This is a genomic window from Arthrobacter sp. zg-Y919 (assembly GCF_030142045.1).
Lineage (GTDB): Bacteria > Actinomycetota > Actinomycetes > Actinomycetales > Micrococcaceae > Arthrobacter_B.
Genome location: NZ_CP126242.1, coordinates 953,269 through 973,240 on the forward strand (window position 1 = coordinate 953,269; position 19,972 = coordinate 973,240).

A 19,972-nucleotide genomic window follows, 5' to 3' on the forward strand; every position below is an offset into this window, starting at 1 on the left:
GAGGCGGTCCCGGCAAAATGCCGGGGCCGCCTCCTGCGCGTTGGGCACATCAGCTGCGGCGCGGCATTCCGGATTTGCATCGGCTTGCGAGAATAGTCAGGTGACTGTTTTATCTCCGGAACTCAAGCTTGAACTTCCCCCGCTGCAGCTGGGCCCCATCACCGTGGACACCCCGGTGATCCTGGCGCCCATGGCCGGCATCACCAACAAGGCCTTCCGCCGGCTCTGCCGCGAATACGGCGGTGGACTCTACGTGACTGAAATGGTCACCTCCCGCGCCCTGGTGGAACGCTCGCCCGAGTCCATGCGGATCATCAAGCACGACGACGACGAAAAGGTCCGGTCGGTCCAGCTCTACGGCGTGGACCCCAAGACTGTCGGTGCAGCCGTCCGCCTCCTGGTCGAGGAGGACCGCGCCGACCACATTGACCTGAACTTCGGCTGCCCGGTCCCCAAGGTCACCCGAAAGGGCGGCGGCTCCGCCCTGCCCTGGAAGCTGGACCTGTTCACCGCGATTGTGCAGACCGCCGTGAAGGAAGCTTCCCGGGGAAACGTGCCGCTGACCATCAAGATGCGCAAGGGCATTGACGAGGACCACCTGACCTTCCTCGACGCCGGCCGGATCGCCCGTGATTCCGGCGTGGCCGCGGTGACCCTGCACGGCCGCACGGCATCGCAGTTCTACTCCGGCAAGGCCGACTGGTCCGCCATTGCCGAGCTGCGTGAAGCCCTGCCGGACATGAACGTGCTGGGCAACGGCGACATCTGGTCCGCCGAGGACGCCATCCGCATGGTGCGCGAAACCGGTGTGGACGGCGTCGTCATCGGACGCGGCTGCCAGGGCCGCCCGTGGCTGTTCGGCGACCTGGAAGCGGCCTTCGAGGGGCGCTCCGAACGGCACCGGCCGGGATTGAAACAGGTGTCCGACAGTGTGTACCGGCACGCCGAACTGCTGGTGGAGACCTTCGGCGACGAAGTCATTGCCCTGCGGGACATCCGCAAGCACATGGCCTGGTACTTCAAGGGCTACGTAGTCGGGGGAGACCTCCGCGCTAAACTGGCGACGGTACCGTCCCTGGCGGTGCTCCGTGAACTGCTGGACCAGCTGGACCCCGATGCACCGTACCCCGGCACAGACGCCGAGGGGCCGCGCGGACGGGCCGGAACACCCAAAAAGACAGCGCTGCCGGAAGGCTGGCTGGACGGGCGGGAACTTAACGCCGCCCAGAAATCCATCATTTCCGCAGCCGAACTCGACATATCAGGCGGCTAAAGCACCCCATGACCTTCCCGCAGGCAGTCCAGACCGCTGGCTACACCGACGTTGACCTGGCCCGTTGGGTCCAGGAACCGGCGAAGAACACCAACCGCACCCAGTTCGGCCGCGACCGGGCACGGGTGCTGCATTCCTCCGCGCTGCGCCGGCTCGGCGCCAAGACCCAGGTGGTCGCCCCGGACACGGACGACTTTGTCCGCACCCGGCTGACGCACAGCCTCGAAGTGGCGCAGGTGGGCCGCGAACTGGGCAACGCACTGGGCTGCGACCCCGACGTCGTCGACGCCGCCTGCCTCTCCCACGACCTGGGGCACCCGCCCTTCGGGCACAACGGCGAGACCGCCCTGAACGATATTGCGCATATGATCGGCGGCTTCGAGGGCAACGCGCAGACGCTGCGGCTGCTGACCCGCCTGGAACCGAAGATCATTGCTCCGGACGGCACCCCGGCAGGGTTGAACCTGACCCGCGCCAGCCTGGACGCCGCCACCAAGTACCCCTGGTCCATTGCGGACGCCCCGCTGGTGAACGGCCACCGCACCACGAAATTCGGTGTCTACGAGGATGACCTGCCCGTTTTCACCTGGCTGCGCGACGGCGCTCCGGCCGGCCGCTCCTGCCTCGAGGCCCAGGTGATGGACCTCGCGGATGACATCTCGTACTCCGTGCACGACGTCGAGGACGCCATCGTGGCCGGCCATGTGCAGCTCAAATGGCTGGACAACCCCGACCAGCGCGCCCGCGTGGTGGGCTACACCCAGCAGTGGTACCTGCCCGGCGTCGAGGCTGCCGCGATTGAGGCTGCCCTCGCACGGTTGGAAGCCACCAATGTCTGGGTGCGCGAGTCCGACGGCAGCCGCCGGGCCATGGCCGCGCTCAAGGACATGACCAGCCAGCTGATCGGCCGGTTCTGCAACAGCGCACTGGAGGCCACCCGCGGCATTTACGGCACCGATCCGCTGACCCGGTACAACGCCGAAATGGTGGTCCCCGAGGGCACCCAGCTGGAAATCGCGGTGATGAAGGGGCTGGCGACCACGTTCGTTATGACCACCGACCAGCGCCAGCCGCTGTACGAGCGCCAGCGCGAAATCCTCACCGCCCTCGTCGCCCAGCTGGAAGCCACCGGCGACCGCCACTTGGAGCCCATGTTCGCGGCGGACTGGCGGGACGCGGCCGACGACGGCGCCCGGCTGCGCGTCGTCGTCGACCAGGTGGCTTCGCTGACGGATGGTTCGGCACTCGCCCTGCACGAGCGGCTCGTAGGCCCGGTCCCGGCGCTCTGGTAGGAATCCCCGCCTGCTCTCTGGTGGAGGGGCAGCTGGACCGTTAGCCTGTGGCGCGGGGTGGTCCAGCGTTCGGTGATTCACTATTGCCGGGCGGTCGGCCGGACACGCGCACCAGAGGACCGCTATGAGCACTCAGCAGACACCCCGTTCCCGCCAACCACGTCGCGTCAGGGACGGAAGTCGAAGGTTCCGCTCCCGGAGCCTCCTGGTTTTCCTGCTGGGCCTGGCGATGTTACCGCTGGGGCTGCCCGCGCAGGCCGCCGTGGATCCCGGGCCTCTTCTGGGTGCGCCTCCTGGCAGCAACACGAACACGGACATCGTGATCACGTCGCTCGGCGCCGGGACAAGGGTGCAGGGAGGGTTGCCGCCCCTGGGGCAAACCTGGCCCATTGATGCGTATCCCGACGGTGTTCCGGCCGGGTACCAGACGGAAAACGTAAGCTTTGCCGGCATCATCAATACCCAGGACGCCAGCGGCACCACCACGGCCGAGATGTACTGCATCGACCTCCGCACCTCCACACGGGTCGGTATCGGCTACGGAAACGGCAGCTGGGACGAGTCCAACGTCCCCAACATCGGATACGTCAACCGGATCCTGAACAACTATTATCCGAGCACGAATCTTCCGGCGGGCGTGAACAACAACACGCGGGCCGCGGCCGTGCAGGCTGCCATCTGGTTTTTCACGGACGGATATGTGGTGAACCGGCAAAGCTCTCTCTACCCGATTGTGGCTTCGATCGTGAATGCCACCATTGACGCCGGGCCGTTGGAGGAGCCCGACCCTCCGGCCATTGCCATCACACCGCCCACCACGGGAGCCCCCGTGACCGGTGTTGCCGGGCCGCACACGGTGACGTCGGAAGCGGATGAAATCGAGGTGACGATCGATGAAGGGTTCAGCCTCTACGCTGATGCCGAAGGTACTGTGCCGCTCAATAGTCCCGTGCCCAGCGGAACGCAGTTCTGGGTGCGAAGCGATACCGGCGCCACGGGCCCGGCAAACATCTCGGCACGTGCGGCCGTCACCGTACCCACGGGCAACGTCTATCTATACGACGCCGGGACTGCGGGGGTGGAGAACGCGCAGAAGCTGATCCTGGCGGTCACCCGGGAGCTCAGCTCCAACGCGACGGCGGCCGCCGCGTTCACCGAAGTGGGATCGCTGACCGTTACCAAGTCCATTGTCGGCCCTGCAGCAGGCAGCCAGGGTGCCGTGGTGATCAGTATCGACTGCGGCACTGATAACCAGTTCACCTTTAGCATCGAGGCGGAGACCACCGGAACGCCGTCGCAGACCTTTAATGACATTCCCGCGGGGTCTACCTGCACCATTACCGAACCCACCACCGGAGCCAACGAAAGCGTCCAGGTGAGCACCATCCTGCCCGGCGCGGTCACCATCGTGTCCGGAACGACGGCGACGGCGGCGGTCACCGACACCTACACCTTCACGCCGGGAACGCTGGTGGTCACGAAAACCAATACCGGGGAGGCCGCCGGGGCCCAGGATGAGGTGACGATTTCTGTCGTCTGCACCCTGGACGGGGCCACCGTCCTGGACACCACGGTCACCATTCCGGAGGGGACCATTACCCCGGAGGCGGCCGAGTTCCCCGACCTTGCCGCCGGCACCAGCTGCACCGTGACGGAAACGGTTGACGGTTCAACCGCTGCTGTGGCCGTCACTGTGACCGGGGAAGGGACCGTAACGGTTCCGGCCGCGGGCAGCGTTACCGCCGCACTGGCGAATGACTACACCTTCACTACCGGAACCCTCGCCGTCCGCAAGGACATCGCCGGGACCGGGGCGGGCCGGCAGGGCGCCGTCACGCTGCAGGTGACCTGCTCCTCCGGCCTGAACCAAACCTTCACCATCCCGGCCGGAACCATCGAACCCACCACCGAGGAATTTGAGGGCCTTCCCTCCGGCACCACCTGCACGGTTACGGAGACCGCTAACGGGGCCACGACCGAGGTCAGCGTGACCACGGCTGTGACTCCTGCCGGCGGTGCCGTGACCATTCCTGCCGGTGACGGCGTGGAAGTGGTCTATACAGACACCTACACGGTGAACCCGGGCGCCCTGATCGTCGACAAGGTGATTGCCGGACCGGCAGCACGGCAGCAGGGCCCCATCACCGTGGAGGTCATCTGCACCGCTGGCGGACAAGAGGTGATACGGCAGGGCATCACCATCGAAGCAGGTGCCGGAGGAACCGTTCCCGGCACAGTCAGCGGAATTCCGGAAGGTGCCAGCTGCGGGGTCACCGAACCCGTTACGGGTGAAACTCCCGCGGTGGGCGTCACCGTGGACCTGCCGGAAGACGTAACCATAGCCGCCGGGGGAACAGCGGAAGCTACCATCACCAACACTTACGTGGTGAACCCCGGCACCTTGAACGTCACCAAAGTCATTGCCGGTGCGGGGGCCGGGAACCAGGAATCCGTGGAGGTCGATGTCCTGTGCACCCTGGATGGGGCCACAGTGTTCGAGGAGGTTTCCCAGGTGCCGGCCGGGACCACCGAAAACGTCGGGGCGCAGTTCTCGAATATCCCGGCAGGTGCCTCCTGTGCCATTACGGAACCGGTGACTGGGGCCACCGCCGCGGTCACCGTGAGCACCGAATTGCCCTCGGACATCGAAATTCTCGCCGGCGATACCGTCGACGCGACGGTGACGAATACCTACAGCTTGCTTCCGGGTGTCCTAGTGGTCACCAAAGTCATCACCGGGGCTGCTGCGGGCGAACAAGGTGAAGTCGTCCTGGAAGTCCGGTGCGGCACGGACGGGTCCGTCCTGGACGAGACGGTAACCATTCCTGCCGGCACCACAGGAGAGGTGACCACCGAGTTTGCGGGCCTCACCGCCGGCAGTGAATGCGTCGTCACTGAGACCAGCACGGGTGCAACCTCAACTGTGGAGGTGGAATCCACGTTGCCCGCAGCGGTGACGGTAGTGGCCAGCGACACTGTGACGGCCGTGGTCACCAACAGCTACGAATTCGCTGCCCGGCCCGCATTTGTTCGTCCCGAGCTGCAGCCCGCCCGTCCGGACCTGCCGGCTACCGGTGCCACCTCGGTTGCAGGTCCGCTGGCTCTGGCCGCCGGGCTGCTCCTGAGCGGGGGGCTGGGAATCTACCTCAGCCGCCGTCGGCAGGCAGAGGAGTAACGGATAAGGACACAACAGCGGGGGCGTTCCCGGCCGGCTTCGGACGGCAGGGACGCCCCCGTTGCTGTGCCGGGAGGGCGCCGGTTTGGCGGGGAAGAATAGACTGGTTGTTATGGCCGGACTGATCAAGCGTGAAGATATCGATGAAGTGCGGCTGCGCACTGACATCAAGGCAGTGATCGACGGTTATGTGACCTTGAAATCGGCGGGCATCGGCTCCTTCAAGGGGCTGTGCCCCTTCCACGATGAGCGCTCGCCGTCGTTCCATGTCCGGCCGCAGGTGGGCTCCTACCACTGCTTCGGCTGCGGGGAGAGCGGCGACGTCATCTCCTTCGTGCAGAAGATGGACCACGGCACCTTCTCCGAAACGGTGGAGAAACTTGCCGCCCGGCTGGGCTACGAACTGCACTACGAAGACGGCGGCACGGGTCCGCGCCGTGAAGACGTGGGCAAGCGCCAGCGCCTGCTGGATGCACACAAGGTGGCAGCGGAGTTCTTCCGCAGCCAGCTGGGCACGCAGGGCGCCGCAGCGGCCCGGAATTTCCTGCAGGAACGCGGCTTCGACCCGTCAGCGGCCGAACATTTCGGCGTCGGCTACGCACCCCAGGGCTGGGATTCGCTGCTCAAGCACCTCACGTCCAAGGGCTTCACCCGCGAAGAGCTGGCTGAGACGGGCATGTTTTCCACGGGTTCGGACGCCTCGCGGTTCTATGACCGGTTCCGCGGCCGGCTGATCTGGCCGATCCGGGACCTAACCGGCGCCGTGATCGGCTTCGGCGCGCGCAAGCTCTACGAAGACGACCAGGGCCCGAAGTACCTCAACACCCCGGAAACCCCGCTCTACAAGAAGTCCCAGGTGCTCTACGGGATCGACCTCGCCAAGCGGGACATTGCCAAGACCCGGCAGATCGTCGTCGTCGAGGGCTATACCGACGTGATGGCCTGCCACCTGGCCGGCATCACCACCGCCGTCGCCACCTGCGGCACGGCGTTCGGCACCGACCACATCAAGATCGCCCGCCGGCTGCTTTCCGACGACGGCACCGGGGGAGAGGTCATCTTCACCTTCGACGGCGACGCCGCCGGACAGAAAGCCGCCCTGCGTGCCTTCGAAGAGGACCAGCGGTTCACTGCGCAGACCTACGTGGCCGTGGACCCCAACGGTATGGACCCCTGCGACATCCGGCAGACCCACGGCGACTCGGCGGTAGCCGAGCTGATCCATTCCCGCCGCCCCTTGTTCGAGTTCGCCATCCGGTCAACGCTGCGCAAGTTCGATCTCAACACGGTGGAAGGCCGCATCTCGGCCCTGCGTGCCGCGGCGCCGGTGGTCGCGGACATCCGTGATCCGGCCATGCGGCCGGCATACGCGCGGGAGCTCGCCGGCTGGCTGGGTACCGACGTCGACGACGTCACCCGGGCGGTCAACGCCGCAGCGAAGCGCGGTAAGACCGGAGACAGCTCCGGCCAGCAGATACCGGCCGGACGCCGCCAGGACGGACAGCAGAACTCGCAGCAGTTCTCTCAGCGCGGCCAGCAGCAGACCGGGCAGCAGACCGGGCAGCAGTATGGGGGACAGCAGCGCGGCGGCCAGCAGCAGTACGGCCAGCAGCGCGGGGGACAGGCACAGTACGGCCAGCGCGATGACCGACAGCAGTACGGCCAGCGCGGGGGACAGCAGCAGTACGGCCAGCAGCAGGAACCGGAGGCCGCGCCCGCTTTCGGCCGTCCGGATCCGAATGATCCTGCCGCCAGGATGGAACGCCAGGCGCTGGAAGTCGCCCTGCAGCAGCCGGGCATGCTGGACGCCGGGCAGTGGGAACGCTTCAAGGCAGCCCGGTTTACCGTGCCCGCCTATGTCGCCGTCCACGACGCGGTCCGTGCGGCAGGGGAAGCCGGCGACTCACCTGCCGCCTGGGTGGAGCGGGTACGCGAGGAGCTGCCGGACGCACTGCGTGGTTTCGTCAGCGAATTGGCTGTCACACCGCTGCCCGCACGGGACGCCGATGCGCTGCTGCTGTACTGCCGTGACATCCTGAACCGGCTCTTTGAGCTGCAGGTGACGCACCTCAAGGCGGAGAAGCTGGGCCAGCTGCAGCGCCTGGATCCCAACGCCGATCCGGAACTGTTCCACCAGCTCAACCGGGAACTTATGGAGCTCGAGACGCAGCGCCGCGCACTGCGCGGAGACCAGTAACGGCCAGGGTTCCTCCGGCCGGGCGCCGATTTCGTTTCGGCGCGGAATCTCTGTAAAGTAAAACCTGCCGCTTTCCCCCGTAGCTCAATTGGCAGAGCATTCGACTGTTAATCGAAGGGTTACTGGTTCGAGTCCAGTCGGGGGAGCAACGATAAGACCCCTGGCCTGCAGACATGCAGGTCAGGGGTCTTTTTTGTGCCTGCTGAACAGGTCCGGGTGGCAGGGACTCGCCTCCGGTTCGGATGCACCGGCAACGTCCTGTATAGTTGAGGACGCCGCTTTCCCCCGTAGCTCAATTGGCAGAGCATTCGACTGTTAATCGAAGGGTTACTGGTTCGAGTCCAGTCGGGGGAGCAACGCAAAGGGTCTGTGACCGGGTTTTCCCCGGCGCAGGCCCTTTTTCTTTGCCCGCGGACGGCGCTCCCGGAGCGACCCGTGGGGGAGTGCCCGTTGGCGTTACCCGCGTACCGCACCCGGCAACGGAGCGGCCCTGATCGGCGGCCGGAAGAGCGCTTCGGCTACCGTGCATGCACAAGCATGCTTAGGGTTATGCGTAGGCTTAAGTGTTTTGACACCAGTCACGTGTACGCAGCAAGTTGAAGAGAAAACGAGGAACGGTCGATGGGTGCGACTCAGCCAGGACCTAACAAGGGCGGATCCGAACGGATAGCCCACCCCGGCAAGGTGATCGGTGTCACCGTTGCCGCAGCGGTGGGTGGTCTGCTGTTCGGCTTCGATACCGCCGTCATTAACGGTGCCGTGGATGCCATTGGTGAGGAGTTCACCCTTAGCCCGGGCATCCTTGGTTTTACCGTAGCCATCACCCTGCTCGGCTGCGCTGCCGGCGCATGGTTCGCCGGCCAGCTGGCGGACAAGCTGGGCCGCAAATTGGTTATGGTCGGCGCCGCCATACTGTTTGCCGCCAACTCCGTGGGGTCGGCCCTGGCCTTCTCCGAATGGGACCTCATGCTCTGGCGGCTGATCGGCGGCCTCGCCATCGGTACCGCGTCAGTGATCGCCCCCGGCTACATCGCGGAAGTGGCGCCCGCGAAATGGCGCGGCGCCCTGGGCTCCGTCCAGCAGCTGGCCATCACCCTCGGCATCTTCGCTGCCCTGCTGTCCGACGCGTTCCTGGCCAATACCGCCGGCAGTGCGCTCGGCGAACTTTGGTGGGGCCTGCCCGCCTGGCGCTGGATGCTGCTGGTCGGCGTCTTTCCCGCCATCGTCTACGGTGTCCTGGCACTGACCATTCCGGAATCCCCGCAGTACCTGGTCCGGAAGAACCGGGACGCGGAAGCAGCCAAGGTCCTCACCAGTATTTCCGGCGTGACGGACACGGACCGCAAGATCGCCGACATCCGTGAGAGCTTCAAGAGTCCCCAGCCGACGTTCCGCGACCTGCGCGGCCCCCGCTTCGGACTCCAGCCCATCCTCTGGGTCGGTATGGCCATTGCAGCGTTCCAGCAGCTGGTCGGCATCAATGCGATCTTCTACTACTCCACCACCCTGTGGCGGTCCGTGGGCTTCAGCGAGAGCGATTCATTCACGACGTCGGTGATCACCTCGATCGTGAACGTGCTGATGACCCTGGTCGCGATTGCCTTCGTGGACCGCATCGGCCGGCGCAAGCTGCTGATGATCGGCTCGGCGGGCATGTTCGTGGGCCTGCTGGCAGCCACGGTTTCGTTCTTCCAGGCTGTGGACGTAGACGGTGAGGTGTCGCTCCCCGGCATCTGGGGGCCGGTCGCCCTGGTCGGAGCGAACCTTTTTGTGGTCTTCTTTGCGGCCACCTGGGGTCCGGTCATGTGGGTGACGCTCGGCGAGGTTTTCCCGAACAACATCCGGTCGCTGGCCCTGGGCCTGGGCGCCATGGTCAACTGGATCTTCAATTTCATCGTTACCCTTGCCTTCCCGTGGGTCAGCGATAACTTCGGGGTCTGGATCATGTACGCCATCTTTACCGCATTCGCAGTGCTGTCCTTCTGGTTCGTGAAGACGAAACTTCCAGAGCTGTCCGGCCGCGAGCTCGAGGACCGCGAGGGCCTCGAAACGTCCTGACCTGCACATGATGCTGATGTGCTGGCAGTTATCGCTGAGGAGAATGGTAATTTGGGGTTATGGCAACGGTGAATACTCAACAGACGGAGGCTGGGCGCATGAACCGCTCCGCTAGCACTCGGACGCAGCGCACGGCAGGAAGCTCGTCGCTGGTGGGGCTGGCGAAGGTTCTGGCCCGCCTGACACCGCGTCAGCTGAATGACGAGTTTGCCCTCGCCACAGCGGAAATGAAGCAGAAGGGCATCAAAGCCGGCATCGCGGCGGCCTTTATAGTGGTGGCGCTGCTGATGGTTGCTGCGCTGGCCATTTCCCTGCTCGTGGCCGCCATCCTGGCGCTTTCACTGGTCCTCCCGGGCTGGCTGGCCGGTCTGCTGGTCGCCGCGCTCTTCCTTGTGATCGCAGGCATCGCCGGGTTTATCGGCTACAGCCGCTTCAAGAAGGCACTGCCCCTGCTTCCCGAAGAGGCCATCCGCGGCGTGCGCTACGACGTCGGCGTGCTGAAGGAAGGCCGCAGCTTCGACCCGGCAACCCTGGACAAGCCCAAGGAGCCGAAGGAGAAGAAGGACAAGAAGGCGGAGAAGGCCGACCAGCCCGAAGGCCCGAAGCCGCCCACGCCCGAGGAACTGCGCACCCGTGCCCGGCAGCGCCGCGAGCACCTCGCCGCCGTCCGTGACGGACTGGGCGAAAAGGTCGACGTCAAGGCACGCATCAAGGAGCTGAAATCCCGCCGCGCCGCCGCATCACGCGGCACCGGGGACAGCACCGGTGCGCCGTCCACGTCGGACGATGTCCTGGCCATGATCAAGGAACGCTGGCAGCCGCTGTCGGTAATGGCCGCATCCCTGCTTGCACTGCTCATCATGTTCCGGCGGCTCGCACAAAAGTAAGCTGTACTCGTACATCTTTGACGAGGGGAACGGACCGTGATCAGATTCATCGGTGCCGGAGCGCGTCCCGATACGGAAATCACCGTATTGGAACGGTTCTGGACCATACCGAATCTGGTCACGGTCCTTCGCTTTCTCGGCATCCCCCTGTTTGTGTTGTTCGTCAGCCAGGACCGCTATGGGAGCGCCTTCCTGACCCTGGCAGCGGTGGGGTGCACGGACTGGGTGGACGGATATCTGGCCCGCCGGCTGAACCAGGTTTCCACGACGGGTCAGTGGCTGGACCCCGTGGCGGACCGCGTCGCGCTCATCATCGTGGCGGCCACCTTCGTGGTGGACGGCATTGCCCCGGCCTGGCTGATCCTCAGCATCGCCATTCCCGACGCCCTCCTGACCATCAACTCGCTGCTGCTCTTCCGGGGCAGCCCCCAGGTGGAGGTCAGCATCCTTGGCAAGATCCGCACCGCGCTGCTGGTCCTTGGCACGCTCCTGCTGCTGCTGGACCGGGTTGAAGGGTTTGGGTTCCGGGAGCTGGCGTCCGCCGGCCTGCTTATGCTCGCCCTGGGGTGCATCGGCCATGTCGCAGCCTCCGCCGGATACCTGGTCGCCGCCTGGCGGAAGTATCTGCACCAGCGCGGGCACGCCACGGCCGGAACCGGCCATGCACCCTAGGACTCCATCCCTCCGGCCGGTAGCCGCGCCAACCCCGGGAGCGCGACGATGGTAGGCATCGCCGTCGCCTGCGCCCTGGCCAGCGCCTTCTTCCTTGCCTTCGGCGCCCAGCGCCAGGGAAGCGCAGTCAGCGCCGACACCGGCGGGCTGTCCCTGAACTCGTCCCAGATCACCCGCCTGCTGCGCAATCCCCGCTGGCTTTTTGGCCTTCTCCTGCTGGGCACCGGCATGGCCCTGAATGTGGCCGCGCTGTCCATGGCTCCGCTGACGGTCGTGCAGCCCATCGGTTCCATTGCGCTGGTGATCACCACCGTGGTGAATTCACGGGACCAGGGCCTGCACCTGAACCGCATCACCGTCGCAGCGATCACGGCGTGCGTGGCCGGCAGCATGCTGTTCGTGTCGCTGGCCATCCTCGTGACGCGCACCGAACAGGTGGTGGAGCCCCGGCAGGAAATAACCATTGTCCTCATCCTCGCCGTCGTTGTGGTTTTCTTCGGCGGCCTGAACCTGGTCTTCGGCAAGCGGCTCAAGGCCATTGCCCACATCCTCGGTGCCGGCGTGCTCTTCGGGTTCGTGGCCGTCCTGACCAAGGTCATCGCCGGCGACCTGCTGAACCCCAACGGCCGGTTCCTGCTGAACGTCCCGTGGTACACCATCGTGGCCATTGCCGCTGCCGGTGCGCTGGGATCCTGGTTTGTGCAGAACGCGTACTCGAGCGGCCCGCCGGACCTGGTGATCGCCGGACTGACGGTGATCGACCCGATGGTGGGGATCGCCATCGGCATCGGAGTCCTGCACGAACTGCGCCCGGATGTCCCGGCCGTCGCCGCCGTGGCCATGTCGATTGCTGCGCTCATTGCTATTGTTGGGGTCGTTGCCCTTTCGAGGTACCACCCTGACGTCATCAAGCGTCGGAACGAAGAGCGGAGGCGGCAAAAGCCGGCCTCAAAGAATCCGAAAGCAGGACCTTCATAGTGACCGACGCCCCGGTAGACAAACCGCTGACGATCCTCATTGCCTGTGACACATACCCTCCCCACCTGAACGGCGCCGCCCAGTTCGGCTTCCGGCTGGCCCAGGGAATGCACGGGCTCGGGCACAATGTGCACGTCCTGGCGCCGAACGACGTCGACGGCGGGAGCCGCAGCGACCTCGACGGTGAATGGCCGGTCCACCGCCTGCGTTCCCACGGAGTTCCCACCCACGAGTACTGGCGGATCTGCCTGCCGTGGGAGATCAAGAAGGAAATCACACTGCTGTTCGACCGGGTGCAGCCCGACGTCGTGCACATCCAGTGCCACTACATGGTGGGGGAGTACACCCTCTACGAGGCCCGCAAGCGCGGCATCCGCGTGATCGCGACCAACCACTTCATGCCGGCGAACCTGGACCCGTTCCTGCCGTTCCCGAAATGGCTCAAGCGGATTGTGGCCACCAACTCCTGGAAGGACATGGGCAAGGTGATGGGCCAGGCCCAGGTAGTCACCACGCCTACGCCGCTGGCTGCCGAAGCAATGCACCGCCACGCCTTCCTGCACGACGTGATGCCGCTCTCCAACGGGATTGATGCATCGGTTTACGAGCTGCATGAGGGTGAGCAGATCACCCCGCACGAGGCTCCCACGGTCCTCTTTGTCGGCCGGCTAGCCGAAGAAAAACACGTGGACGTGCTGATTGACGCCGTCGCCAAGACCCCCACCCACCTGGGCGTGCGGGCGGAGATTATCGGCGGCGGCGAGGTCCGCACTGCCTTGGAAGCCCAGGTGCAGCGGCTGGGCCTGCAGGACCGGGTGGTCTTCCGCGGGTTGGTCTCCGATGAGGAACTGCGCGAGGCGTACCTCCGGGCGGATCTGTTCTGCATGCCCGGCACCGCCGAACTGCAGTCCCTGGTCACGCTGGAGGCCATGTCGGCCTCGAAGCCAGTGCTGCTGGCTGACGCGATGGCCTTGCCCCATCTGGTGGACAAGGGCCGCAACGGGTACCTCTTCACGCCGGGGGACAGCGACGAGCTGTCCGGCCGCATCACGGAGATCCTGGAACTGCCCCCGGAGCAGCGGCGGGAAATGGGCAAGTTCAGCCGCGAGATGGTGGACCGGCACAGCCTGCAGGCCACGCTGGCCACCTTTGAAGGCCTCTACCGCGGGAAACCGGCGGAAGGCGTCGTGTGAACTGATTGGTTGTCCAGTCCCCGGACCCACTAGGATGGCATCGTTGCCTTTTGGGCATCCGGGGCTGTAGCTCAGCTGGTCAGAGCAGCGGACTCATAATCCGTGGGTCGTGGGTTCAAGCCCCACCAGCCCTACAGGCAAAACCCGCCAGGTCATGTACCTGGCGGGTTTTTTCATTGGAGATTCCCTGCCCCGGCAGGCCGCGTGGTGCCCTGGCGGGAACAAATCCGGCTGGACGTTGTGATCGTTGTTACTCGTGGGTAACATGGTCCCTGCCGGTTCCCGAAGGGTTCCAGCAGATCACCGATGATCAGCAGCGAAGGAATATTTTCCATGGGAATTATCGACGTCGACAACCTTCCGTACCCGGACGGCGACTTCTACGCATTCGAGGACCTGCTCACTGATAAGGAGCGCGACCGCCTGCACGAAATCCGTGCCTGGCTCGCAGCAGAGGTCAAGCCGCATGCAGCGGACTGGTGGAACGCCGGTGAATTCCCGCACCACATGATCCCCAAGCTTGCCGAACTGGACGTTATGAGCCCGGTGTACCGCCAGGGCTACTCCAACCTCTTCGCCGGTCTCTGCCACGCAGAAGTGACCCGCGCCGACACGTCCTTCGCCACCTTCCTCGGCGTCCATGACGGTCTCTTCACCGGCTCCATTGAAGCGCTGGCCTCCGAGGAGCAGAAGGCAGCCTGGCTCCCGGACATCTACGCCATGAAGAAGATCGGCGCGTTCGGCCTGACCGAACCGCTGGGCGGATCCGACGTCGCCGGCGGCACCCGCACCACCGCCCGCCGCGAGGGGGACAACTGGATCCTCAACGGTGAAAAGCGCTGGATCGGCAATGCCACGTTCTCCGACTGGGTAGTCATCTACGCCCGCGACCTTGAAGACAACCAGGTCAAGGGCTTCCTCGTGGACACCAAGACCCCCGGCTACAGCGCAACCAAGATCGAAAACAAGATTGCCCTGCGGACGGTACAGAACGCGGACATCGTCCTCGACAACGTTGTGGTGAGCGATGACTTCCACCTCAAGGGCGCCAACAGCTTCCGTGACACCAACAAGGTCCTGAAGGTCACCCGCCTGGCTGTCGCCTGGCAGGCAGTCGGCCAGCAGATGGCCGCCTTCGACGTCGCCCGCAAGTACGCCGTGGAGCGCAAGCAGTTCGGCAAGCCGCTGGCATCCTTCCAGCTGGTGCAGGAACAGCTGGTGAAGATACTGGGCAACACCGTCGCCTCACTGGGCATGATGGTGCGCCTGGCACAGCTCGAAGACCTGGGACAGGCCAAGGACGAACAGTCCGCCCTGGCCAAGGCCTTCACCACCGCCCGGATGCGCGAATCCGTAGCCCTGGGACGCAGCATCCTGGGCGGCAACGGCATTGTCACCGACTACGGCATGGCGAAGATCTTCGCCGACGCCGAAGCAATCTACTCGTACGAAGGCACGTATGAGATCAACACTCTGGTCACCGGACGCGCGATCACCGGAGTGGCTGCGTTCGTCTAGCCCTCCCGGGATCCCGTCTGCGGGACCAGTAAAGAACCCCGGCCGGGTCCTGCACAAGGACCCGGCCGGGACGTTTAACGGGACGGCACCGGCAGCAGCACCGAGGGCCGCCGGTCGGAAACATAATTCAGCGGATCGACGTAGTCCCCGTCCAGGCGCACTCCCCAGTGCAGGCATGCCAGGCTGCAGTGCGCTCCGGAGCCGACCGACCCGATCGCGGTGCCTTTAGTCACTTCCGTGCCCACCGGAACGGAAGCCTCGACGGGTTCGAAACTGCTCTTCAGGCCGCCGCCGTGGTCAATCGTCAGGACCGGCCGGTCCACCACCCGGCCGGCAAAGACAACGAGTCCGTCCGCCGGGGCCAGTATCTCCATGCCGTTGGAGGCTGCGAGATCCACTCCCCGGTGTCCCGCAAGCCACGGCTGCGCCGGAGGATCAAAGTAGCGGATACGGGTGGGTGCCGGGTCCAGCGGCCAGTCCCAGGGCGGCGAATACGCGGCAGCCGTGCCTGGGGTTGGAACGGCAGCCTGACCGGGGGCGGAAACAGCAGAGGAAGCGGGGTCCGCGGGGGCGGGGTCCGCCGTCGCCGCCGGTGCCAGTGCGGCCGCAGCCAACACCGCGGCAAGCAGCAGCGGATGGGGTTGGTTCATTTGGCAAGAGTGCGCCCGGACGGGTTCCGTCAGATCCCAACCCGGGCGGCCTGTGGAGCGCGGGGGGACCGAAGCCGGGCGGGGAGGCAGGGTGCAGGAGCGGGGGAAGGAGCAGCCGGGCGCTGTAGTACACTTGACGGAGCAGCTTGCTGTGCCATGGGACCCTGCCCGGACGCTCGCGTCCGGATCTGGTCCAGGTTCAGCCCCTGGGGATTTACCCCCGGGGATTGAATAACAGGCACGGAAATCTGACTACGCGTGTCCCAATTATCTCCGCCACGGCGGGGGTGCATCTCCAACGGTCCGGCAACGCCGGCAGGGGAAGCATGCTGAAGCCCTCAGGGGTAACGGCTGATGGACACCAGGAGCTCCGCCCGCCCGGGCGTACAGCTAAAACCGTCAATTGGCAGTAGGACCAGTGCGCCGTGCGCACGGCTGCTGCCGGAAGGAGTGACGACATGCCCGTCGTTACCATGCGCCAGCTGCTCGACAGCGGCGTTCACTTTGGTCACCAGACCCGCCGTTGGAACCCGAAGATGAAGCGTTTCATCTTCACCGAGCGCAACGGCATCTACATCATTGACCTGCAGCAGTCGCTGTCCTACATCGACCGTGCCTTCGAGTTCGTCAAGGCCACTGTCGCCCACGGCGGAACCGTCCTGTTCGTCGGCACCAAGAAGCAGGCACAGGAAGCCATCGCAGAGCAGGCCACCCGTGTTGGCCAGCCCTACGTGAACCAGCGTTGGCTCGGTGGCATGCTCACCAACTTCCAGACTGTCGCCAAGCGCATCCAGCGCATGAAGGAACTCGAAGAGATCAACTTCGACGACGTTGCTTCCTCCGGCCACACGAAGAAGGAGCTGCTGCTCCTCCGTCGTGAACTGACCAAGCTGGAAACCAACCTCGGCGGCATCCGCAACCTGACCAAGGCTCCGTCCCTGCTCTGGATTGTTGACACGCAGAAGGAACACCTCGCCATTGACGAGGCCAAGAAGCTGAACATCCCCGTTGTTGCCATCCTGGACAGCAACTGCGATCCGGACGACGTCGACTTCCCGATCCCGGGCAACGACGACGCCATCCGCTCCGTGAACCTGCTGACCCGCGTCATTGCCGACGCCGTGGCTGAGGGCCTGATCGTCCGCCACAACAAGTCCGGCAACACGGAAGCTCCGGCTGAGCCGCTGGCCGAGTGGGAGCGCGAGCTCCTCGAAGGCGCTGCTGAGACCCCGGCCGCTGACGCCGCTGCTGAAGCTCCGGCCGCTGAAGCTGCCGAAGCTCCCGCCGCCGAAGCTGCTGAGGCTCCCGCCGCTGACGTCGACGCCATCGTTGACGCCCCGGCAGCCGAAGTAACCGAGAAGTAAAGAACGTATTTCCTGAGTCCGGGGATCGATTCCCACGGACCTTAGGTTGTGGTGCGGCTGGCCGGTATAACCGGCCAGCCGCACTGGCAGAACCGCACCAATACTTATTACGGGAGGACTGGAGTCCAAATGGCGAACTACACTGCTGCTGATATCAAGGCACTGCGCGAACGCACCGGCGCAGGCATGATGGATGTAAAGAAGGCTCTGGACGAGGCTAACGGCGATGCCGACAAGGCCATGGAGCTTATCCGCATCAAGGGCCTGAAGGGTGCGACCAAGCGTGAAGGCCGTTCCACCGCTGAGGGCCTGGTTGCTGCCAAGGTCATCGACGGCACCGTCGGCGTCATGGTCGAACTGAACTGCGAGACTGACTTCGTAGCCAAGTCCCCGAAGTTCATCGAGCTGGCCGACAAGGTCCTGGCCGCTGCTGTTGAGTCCGCTGCCGGCGACGCCGAAACCCTCCTCGCTTTCAACGTCGACGGCAAGCCGCTGTCCGAGGTTGTTGTCGAAGAAGGCGCCATCCTCGGCGAGAAGGTTGTTGTCCGCCGCGTGGCACGCATCGAAGGCAAGACTGTCGACGCTTACCTGCACAAGACCTCCAAGGATCTTCCGGCGCAGGTCGGCGTGCTGTTCGCTGTTGACGGCGAAGGCGCAGAAGCTGCAACCGCAGCCCACGACATTGCCGTGCACACCGCTGCATACGCTCCGACCTACCTGACCCGCGACGAAGTTCCGGCAGAAACGGTCGAGAACGAACGCCGCATCGCTGACGAGACGGCCCGCGCCGAGGGCAAGCCCGAAGGCGCACTGGCGAAGATCGTGGAAGGCCGCCTGACCGGTTTCTTCAAGGAAATCGTCCTGGTGGACCAGCCGTTCGCCAAGGACGCTAAGAAGACCGTAGGCAAGGTGCTCGAAGAAGCCGGTGTTGCACCGGCAGGCTTCGCCCGCTTCCGTGTAGGCGCCTAATTATTTAGGCAGCAACGGCTTCGACGGAAACGTCATCAAGACAGAGGGGGTGGTCACCGAGGTGACCACCCCTTTTGCCTGTCCAGAACAGCTCACTAGTCTTAAAGCAGTAAGCACCTATGCCCGGGAGGCACAATGGCCCACGTACTGAAAGAAACCGATTCCCCGCGACGACGGGTCCTGCTGAAGCTCTCCGGCGAGGTGTTCGGCGGCGGCAAGCTGGGTGTGGATCCCGACACGGTGCGGGCAGTGGCGAAGCAGATCGCAGCGACTGTCGGTGAAGTGGAGGTGGCCATCGTCGTCGGCGGCGGAAACTTCTTCCGCGGCGCCGAACTGTCCACCAGCGGCATGGACCGCTCCCGCGCGGACTACATGGGCATGCTTGGCACAGTTATGAACTGCCTTGCCCTGCAGGATTTCCTGGAGCAGGCCGGCGTCGAGACCCGGGTCCAGAGCGCCATCACGATGGGACAGGTTGCCGAGGCGTACATCCCGCGGCGCGCCATCCGGCACCTGGAAAAGGGCCGCGTTGTCATTTTCGGAGCCGGTGCCGGACTGCCCTACTTCTCCACGGATACTGTTGCCGCGCAGCGTGCCCTCGAAGTCCACGCCGACGAGGTCCTCATGGCCAAGAGCGGCGTTGACGGTGTCTACACCGCCGACCCCAACAAGGATGCCAGCGCAGTGCGGCTCCAGACCCTGACCTACGACGACGCCCTGCGCCAGGACATCCGGGTGATGGACCAGACGGCCATGACCATGTGCAAGGACAACGACCTGGACATGGTGGTCTTTGGCATGGAGGGTGAAGGCAACGTGACCCGCGCCATCCGTGGGGAGAAGATCGGCACCATCGTTTCGAACTAGGGTCCGGTGATGGTCCCTGCGGGACCTGGAACGGCGACAACGAAATCCCCTCGGCCGCAGGCGGCCTCCGGAATTTAAAGCCGCCTTCCTCCAGGTCCCTACGGGACCGAGCGGGCCCCCTGATTTCGAAACGCAATACCTTGTTCTCCGCAGCGGGGCGGTTGCCGTTCAACCTCCAGCCCTGAGGCGGGGCTCGGTGCAGGGAACCCGCACCCTTTTGGCTTAGGATGATATTAGAGTCCAGCCACTAAGCGGGTAGCGCTTTGTGGACACTGTTTTATGAGGAGAGACCGTGATCGAAGACACCTTGAAAGAGGCCGCCGACAAGATGGACAAGGCGGTGGAGGTCGCTAAGGAAGACTTCGCTGCTGTCCGCACGGGCCGCGCCAACCCGGCACTGTTCAACCGGGTGCTGGTGGACTACTACGGTTCCCCGACCCAGCTGCAGCAGCTGGCGTCGTTCGCCACGCCGGACGCACGTACCCTGCTTATCACTCCGTACGATGTCTCCGCCCTGCGGGCCATCGAGCGGGCACTGAGCGACTCCGAAGTGGGAGCCAATCCGTCCAACGACGGCAAGGTCATCCGGGTCATCATGCCCGAGCTGACGCAGGACCGCCGTAAGGAATACGTCAAGATCGTCCGCGGCAAGGCTGAGGATGCGAAGGTCTCCGTCCGTAACATCCGCCGCAAGGCCAAGGACGGCATTGACCGCCTGGTCAAGGACAGCGAGGTGGGCGAGGACGACGGCGCCCGCGCTGAAAAGGATCTTGATGCCCTGACCAAGGCGCACACCGATTCCATCGATGAGCTCCTCAAGCGCAAGGAAGCCGAGCTTCTCGAGGTCTGATGAGTGACGCCCAGCCTCCCACCCAGGCT

Annotated in this window: 15 protein-coding genes and 3 tRNA genes; 17 read left to right on the top strand and 1 reads right to left on the bottom strand. The window is 64.9% G+C overall.

Annotation, left to right across the window (positions count from 1 at the left end):
* The first annotated feature begins 100 nt into the window (after window positions 1–100).
* The 13 genes from dusB (at window position 101) to QNO10_RS04565 (ending at window position 15,243) form a co-directional block, all read left to right on the top strand.
* The gene (gene dusB, locus QNO10_RS04505; protein ID WP_229949951.1) at window positions 101–1,273 is read left to right on the top strand and encodes a tRNA dihydrouridine synthase DusB; all 1,173 of its coding nucleotides are present in this window, start codon (window positions 101–103) and stop codon (window positions 1,271–1,273) included.
* 8 nt (window positions 1,274–1,281) lie between these two features.
* Window positions 1,282–2,565 carry a deoxyguanosinetriphosphate triphosphohydrolase gene (locus QNO10_RS04510; RefSeq protein WP_229949953.1) on the top strand — a complete coding sequence of 428 codons (1,284 nt, stop codon included), beginning with the start codon at window positions 1,282–1,284 and terminating at the stop codon, window positions 2,563–2,565.
* 124 nt (window positions 2,566–2,689) lie between these two features.
* Window positions 2,690–5,740 (top strand): thioester domain-containing protein, encoded by a 3,051-nt coding sequence (locus QNO10_RS04515; protein WP_229949955.1) that lies wholly within the window; start codon window positions 2,690–2,692, stop codon window positions 5,738–5,740.
* A 112-nt stretch (window positions 5,741–5,852) separates the two neighbouring features.
* Window positions 5,853–7,937 carry a DNA primase gene (dnaG, locus tag QNO10_RS04520; protein ID WP_229949957.1) on the top strand — a complete coding sequence of 695 codons (2,085 nt, stop codon included), beginning with the start codon at window positions 5,853–5,855 and terminating at the stop codon, window positions 7,935–7,937.
* A gap of 73 nt (window positions 7,938–8,010) precedes the next feature.
* A tRNA-Asn gene (locus tag QNO10_RS04525) sits at window positions 8,011–8,083 on the top strand.
* A gap of 135 nt (window positions 8,084–8,218) precedes the next feature.
* Window positions 8,219–8,291: transfer RNA gene (locus tag QNO10_RS04530), tRNA-Asn, on the top strand.
* Window positions 8,292–8,558: 267 nt separating this feature from the next.
* The gene (locus QNO10_RS04535; protein WP_229949959.1) at window positions 8,559–9,995 is read left to right on the top strand and encodes a sugar porter family MFS transporter; all 1,437 of its coding nucleotides are present in this window, start codon (window positions 8,559–8,561) and stop codon (window positions 9,993–9,995) included.
* 98 nt (window positions 9,996–10,093) lie between these two features.
* Window positions 10,094–10,882, top strand: a complete 789-nt coding sequence (locus QNO10_RS04540) for a phage holin family protein (RefSeq protein WP_229949961.1) — start codon at window positions 10,094–10,096, stop codon at window positions 10,880–10,882.
* Between the two features lie 36 nt (window positions 10,883–10,918).
* Window positions 10,919–11,554, top strand: a complete 636-nt coding sequence (locus tag QNO10_RS04545; RefSeq protein WP_229949963.1) for a CDP-alcohol phosphatidyltransferase family protein — start codon at window positions 10,919–10,921, stop codon at window positions 11,552–11,554.
* 48 nt (window positions 11,555–11,602) lie between these two features.
* Window positions 11,603–12,532 carry a DMT family transporter gene (locus QNO10_RS04550; protein ID WP_229949966.1) on the top strand — a complete coding sequence of 310 codons (930 nt, stop codon included), beginning with the start codon at window positions 11,603–11,605 and terminating at the stop codon, window positions 12,530–12,532.
* Window positions 12,532–13,725 (top strand): glycosyltransferase, encoded by a 1,194-nt coding sequence (locus QNO10_RS04555; protein ID WP_229949969.1) that lies wholly within the window; start codon window positions 12,532–12,534, stop codon window positions 13,723–13,725. Before QNO10_RS04550 ends, QNO10_RS04555 begins: the two co-directional genes overlap by 1 nt.
* A gap of 60 nt (window positions 13,726–13,785) precedes the next feature.
* Window positions 13,786–13,859 (top strand) — tRNA-Ile (locus tag QNO10_RS04560).
* A gap of 199 nt (window positions 13,860–14,058) precedes the next feature.
* Entirely contained in the window at window positions 14,059–15,243 is a 1,185-nt protein-coding gene (locus QNO10_RS04565; protein WP_229949972.1) for an acyl-CoA dehydrogenase family protein, read from the top strand.
* A 74-nt stretch (window positions 15,244–15,317) separates the two neighbouring features.
* Here QNO10_RS04565 and QNO10_RS04570 read toward each other — a convergent pair whose 3' ends face one another.
* On the bottom strand, window positions 15,318–15,893 hold the full coding sequence (locus QNO10_RS04570; protein WP_229949974.1) for a M23 family metallopeptidase: 576 nt from the start codon (window positions 15,891–15,893) through the stop codon (window positions 15,318–15,320).
* A gap of 458 nt (window positions 15,894–16,351) precedes the next feature.
* Between QNO10_RS04570 and rpsB the strand changes: the two genes are divergently transcribed.
* From rpsB to frr, 4 genes are all read left to right on the top strand, one after another.
* Window positions 16,352–17,257 carry a 30S ribosomal protein S2 gene (gene rpsB, locus QNO10_RS04575; RefSeq protein ID WP_229949976.1) on the top strand — a complete coding sequence of 302 codons (906 nt, stop codon included), beginning with the start codon at window positions 16,352–16,354 and terminating at the stop codon, window positions 17,255–17,257.
* Between the two features lie 129 nt (window positions 17,258–17,386).
* Window positions 17,387–18,226, top strand: coding sequence for a translation elongation factor Ts (tsf, locus tag QNO10_RS04580; RefSeq protein ID WP_229949986.1), 840 nt, complete (start codon window positions 17,387–17,389; stop codon window positions 18,224–18,226).
* Window positions 18,227–18,361: 135 nt separating this feature from the next.
* On the top strand, window positions 18,362–19,093 hold the full coding sequence (gene pyrH / locus QNO10_RS04585) for a UMP kinase (RefSeq protein ID WP_229949989.1): 732 nt from the start codon (window positions 18,362–18,364) through the stop codon (window positions 19,091–19,093).
* A 292-nt stretch (window positions 19,094–19,385) separates the two neighbouring features.
* A complete protein-coding gene (frr, locus tag QNO10_RS04590; protein ID WP_229949991.1) occupies window positions 19,386–19,943 on the top strand; it encodes a ribosome recycling factor in 558 nt (185 codons plus the stop codon).
* Window positions 19,944–19,972 lie beyond the last annotated feature (29 nt).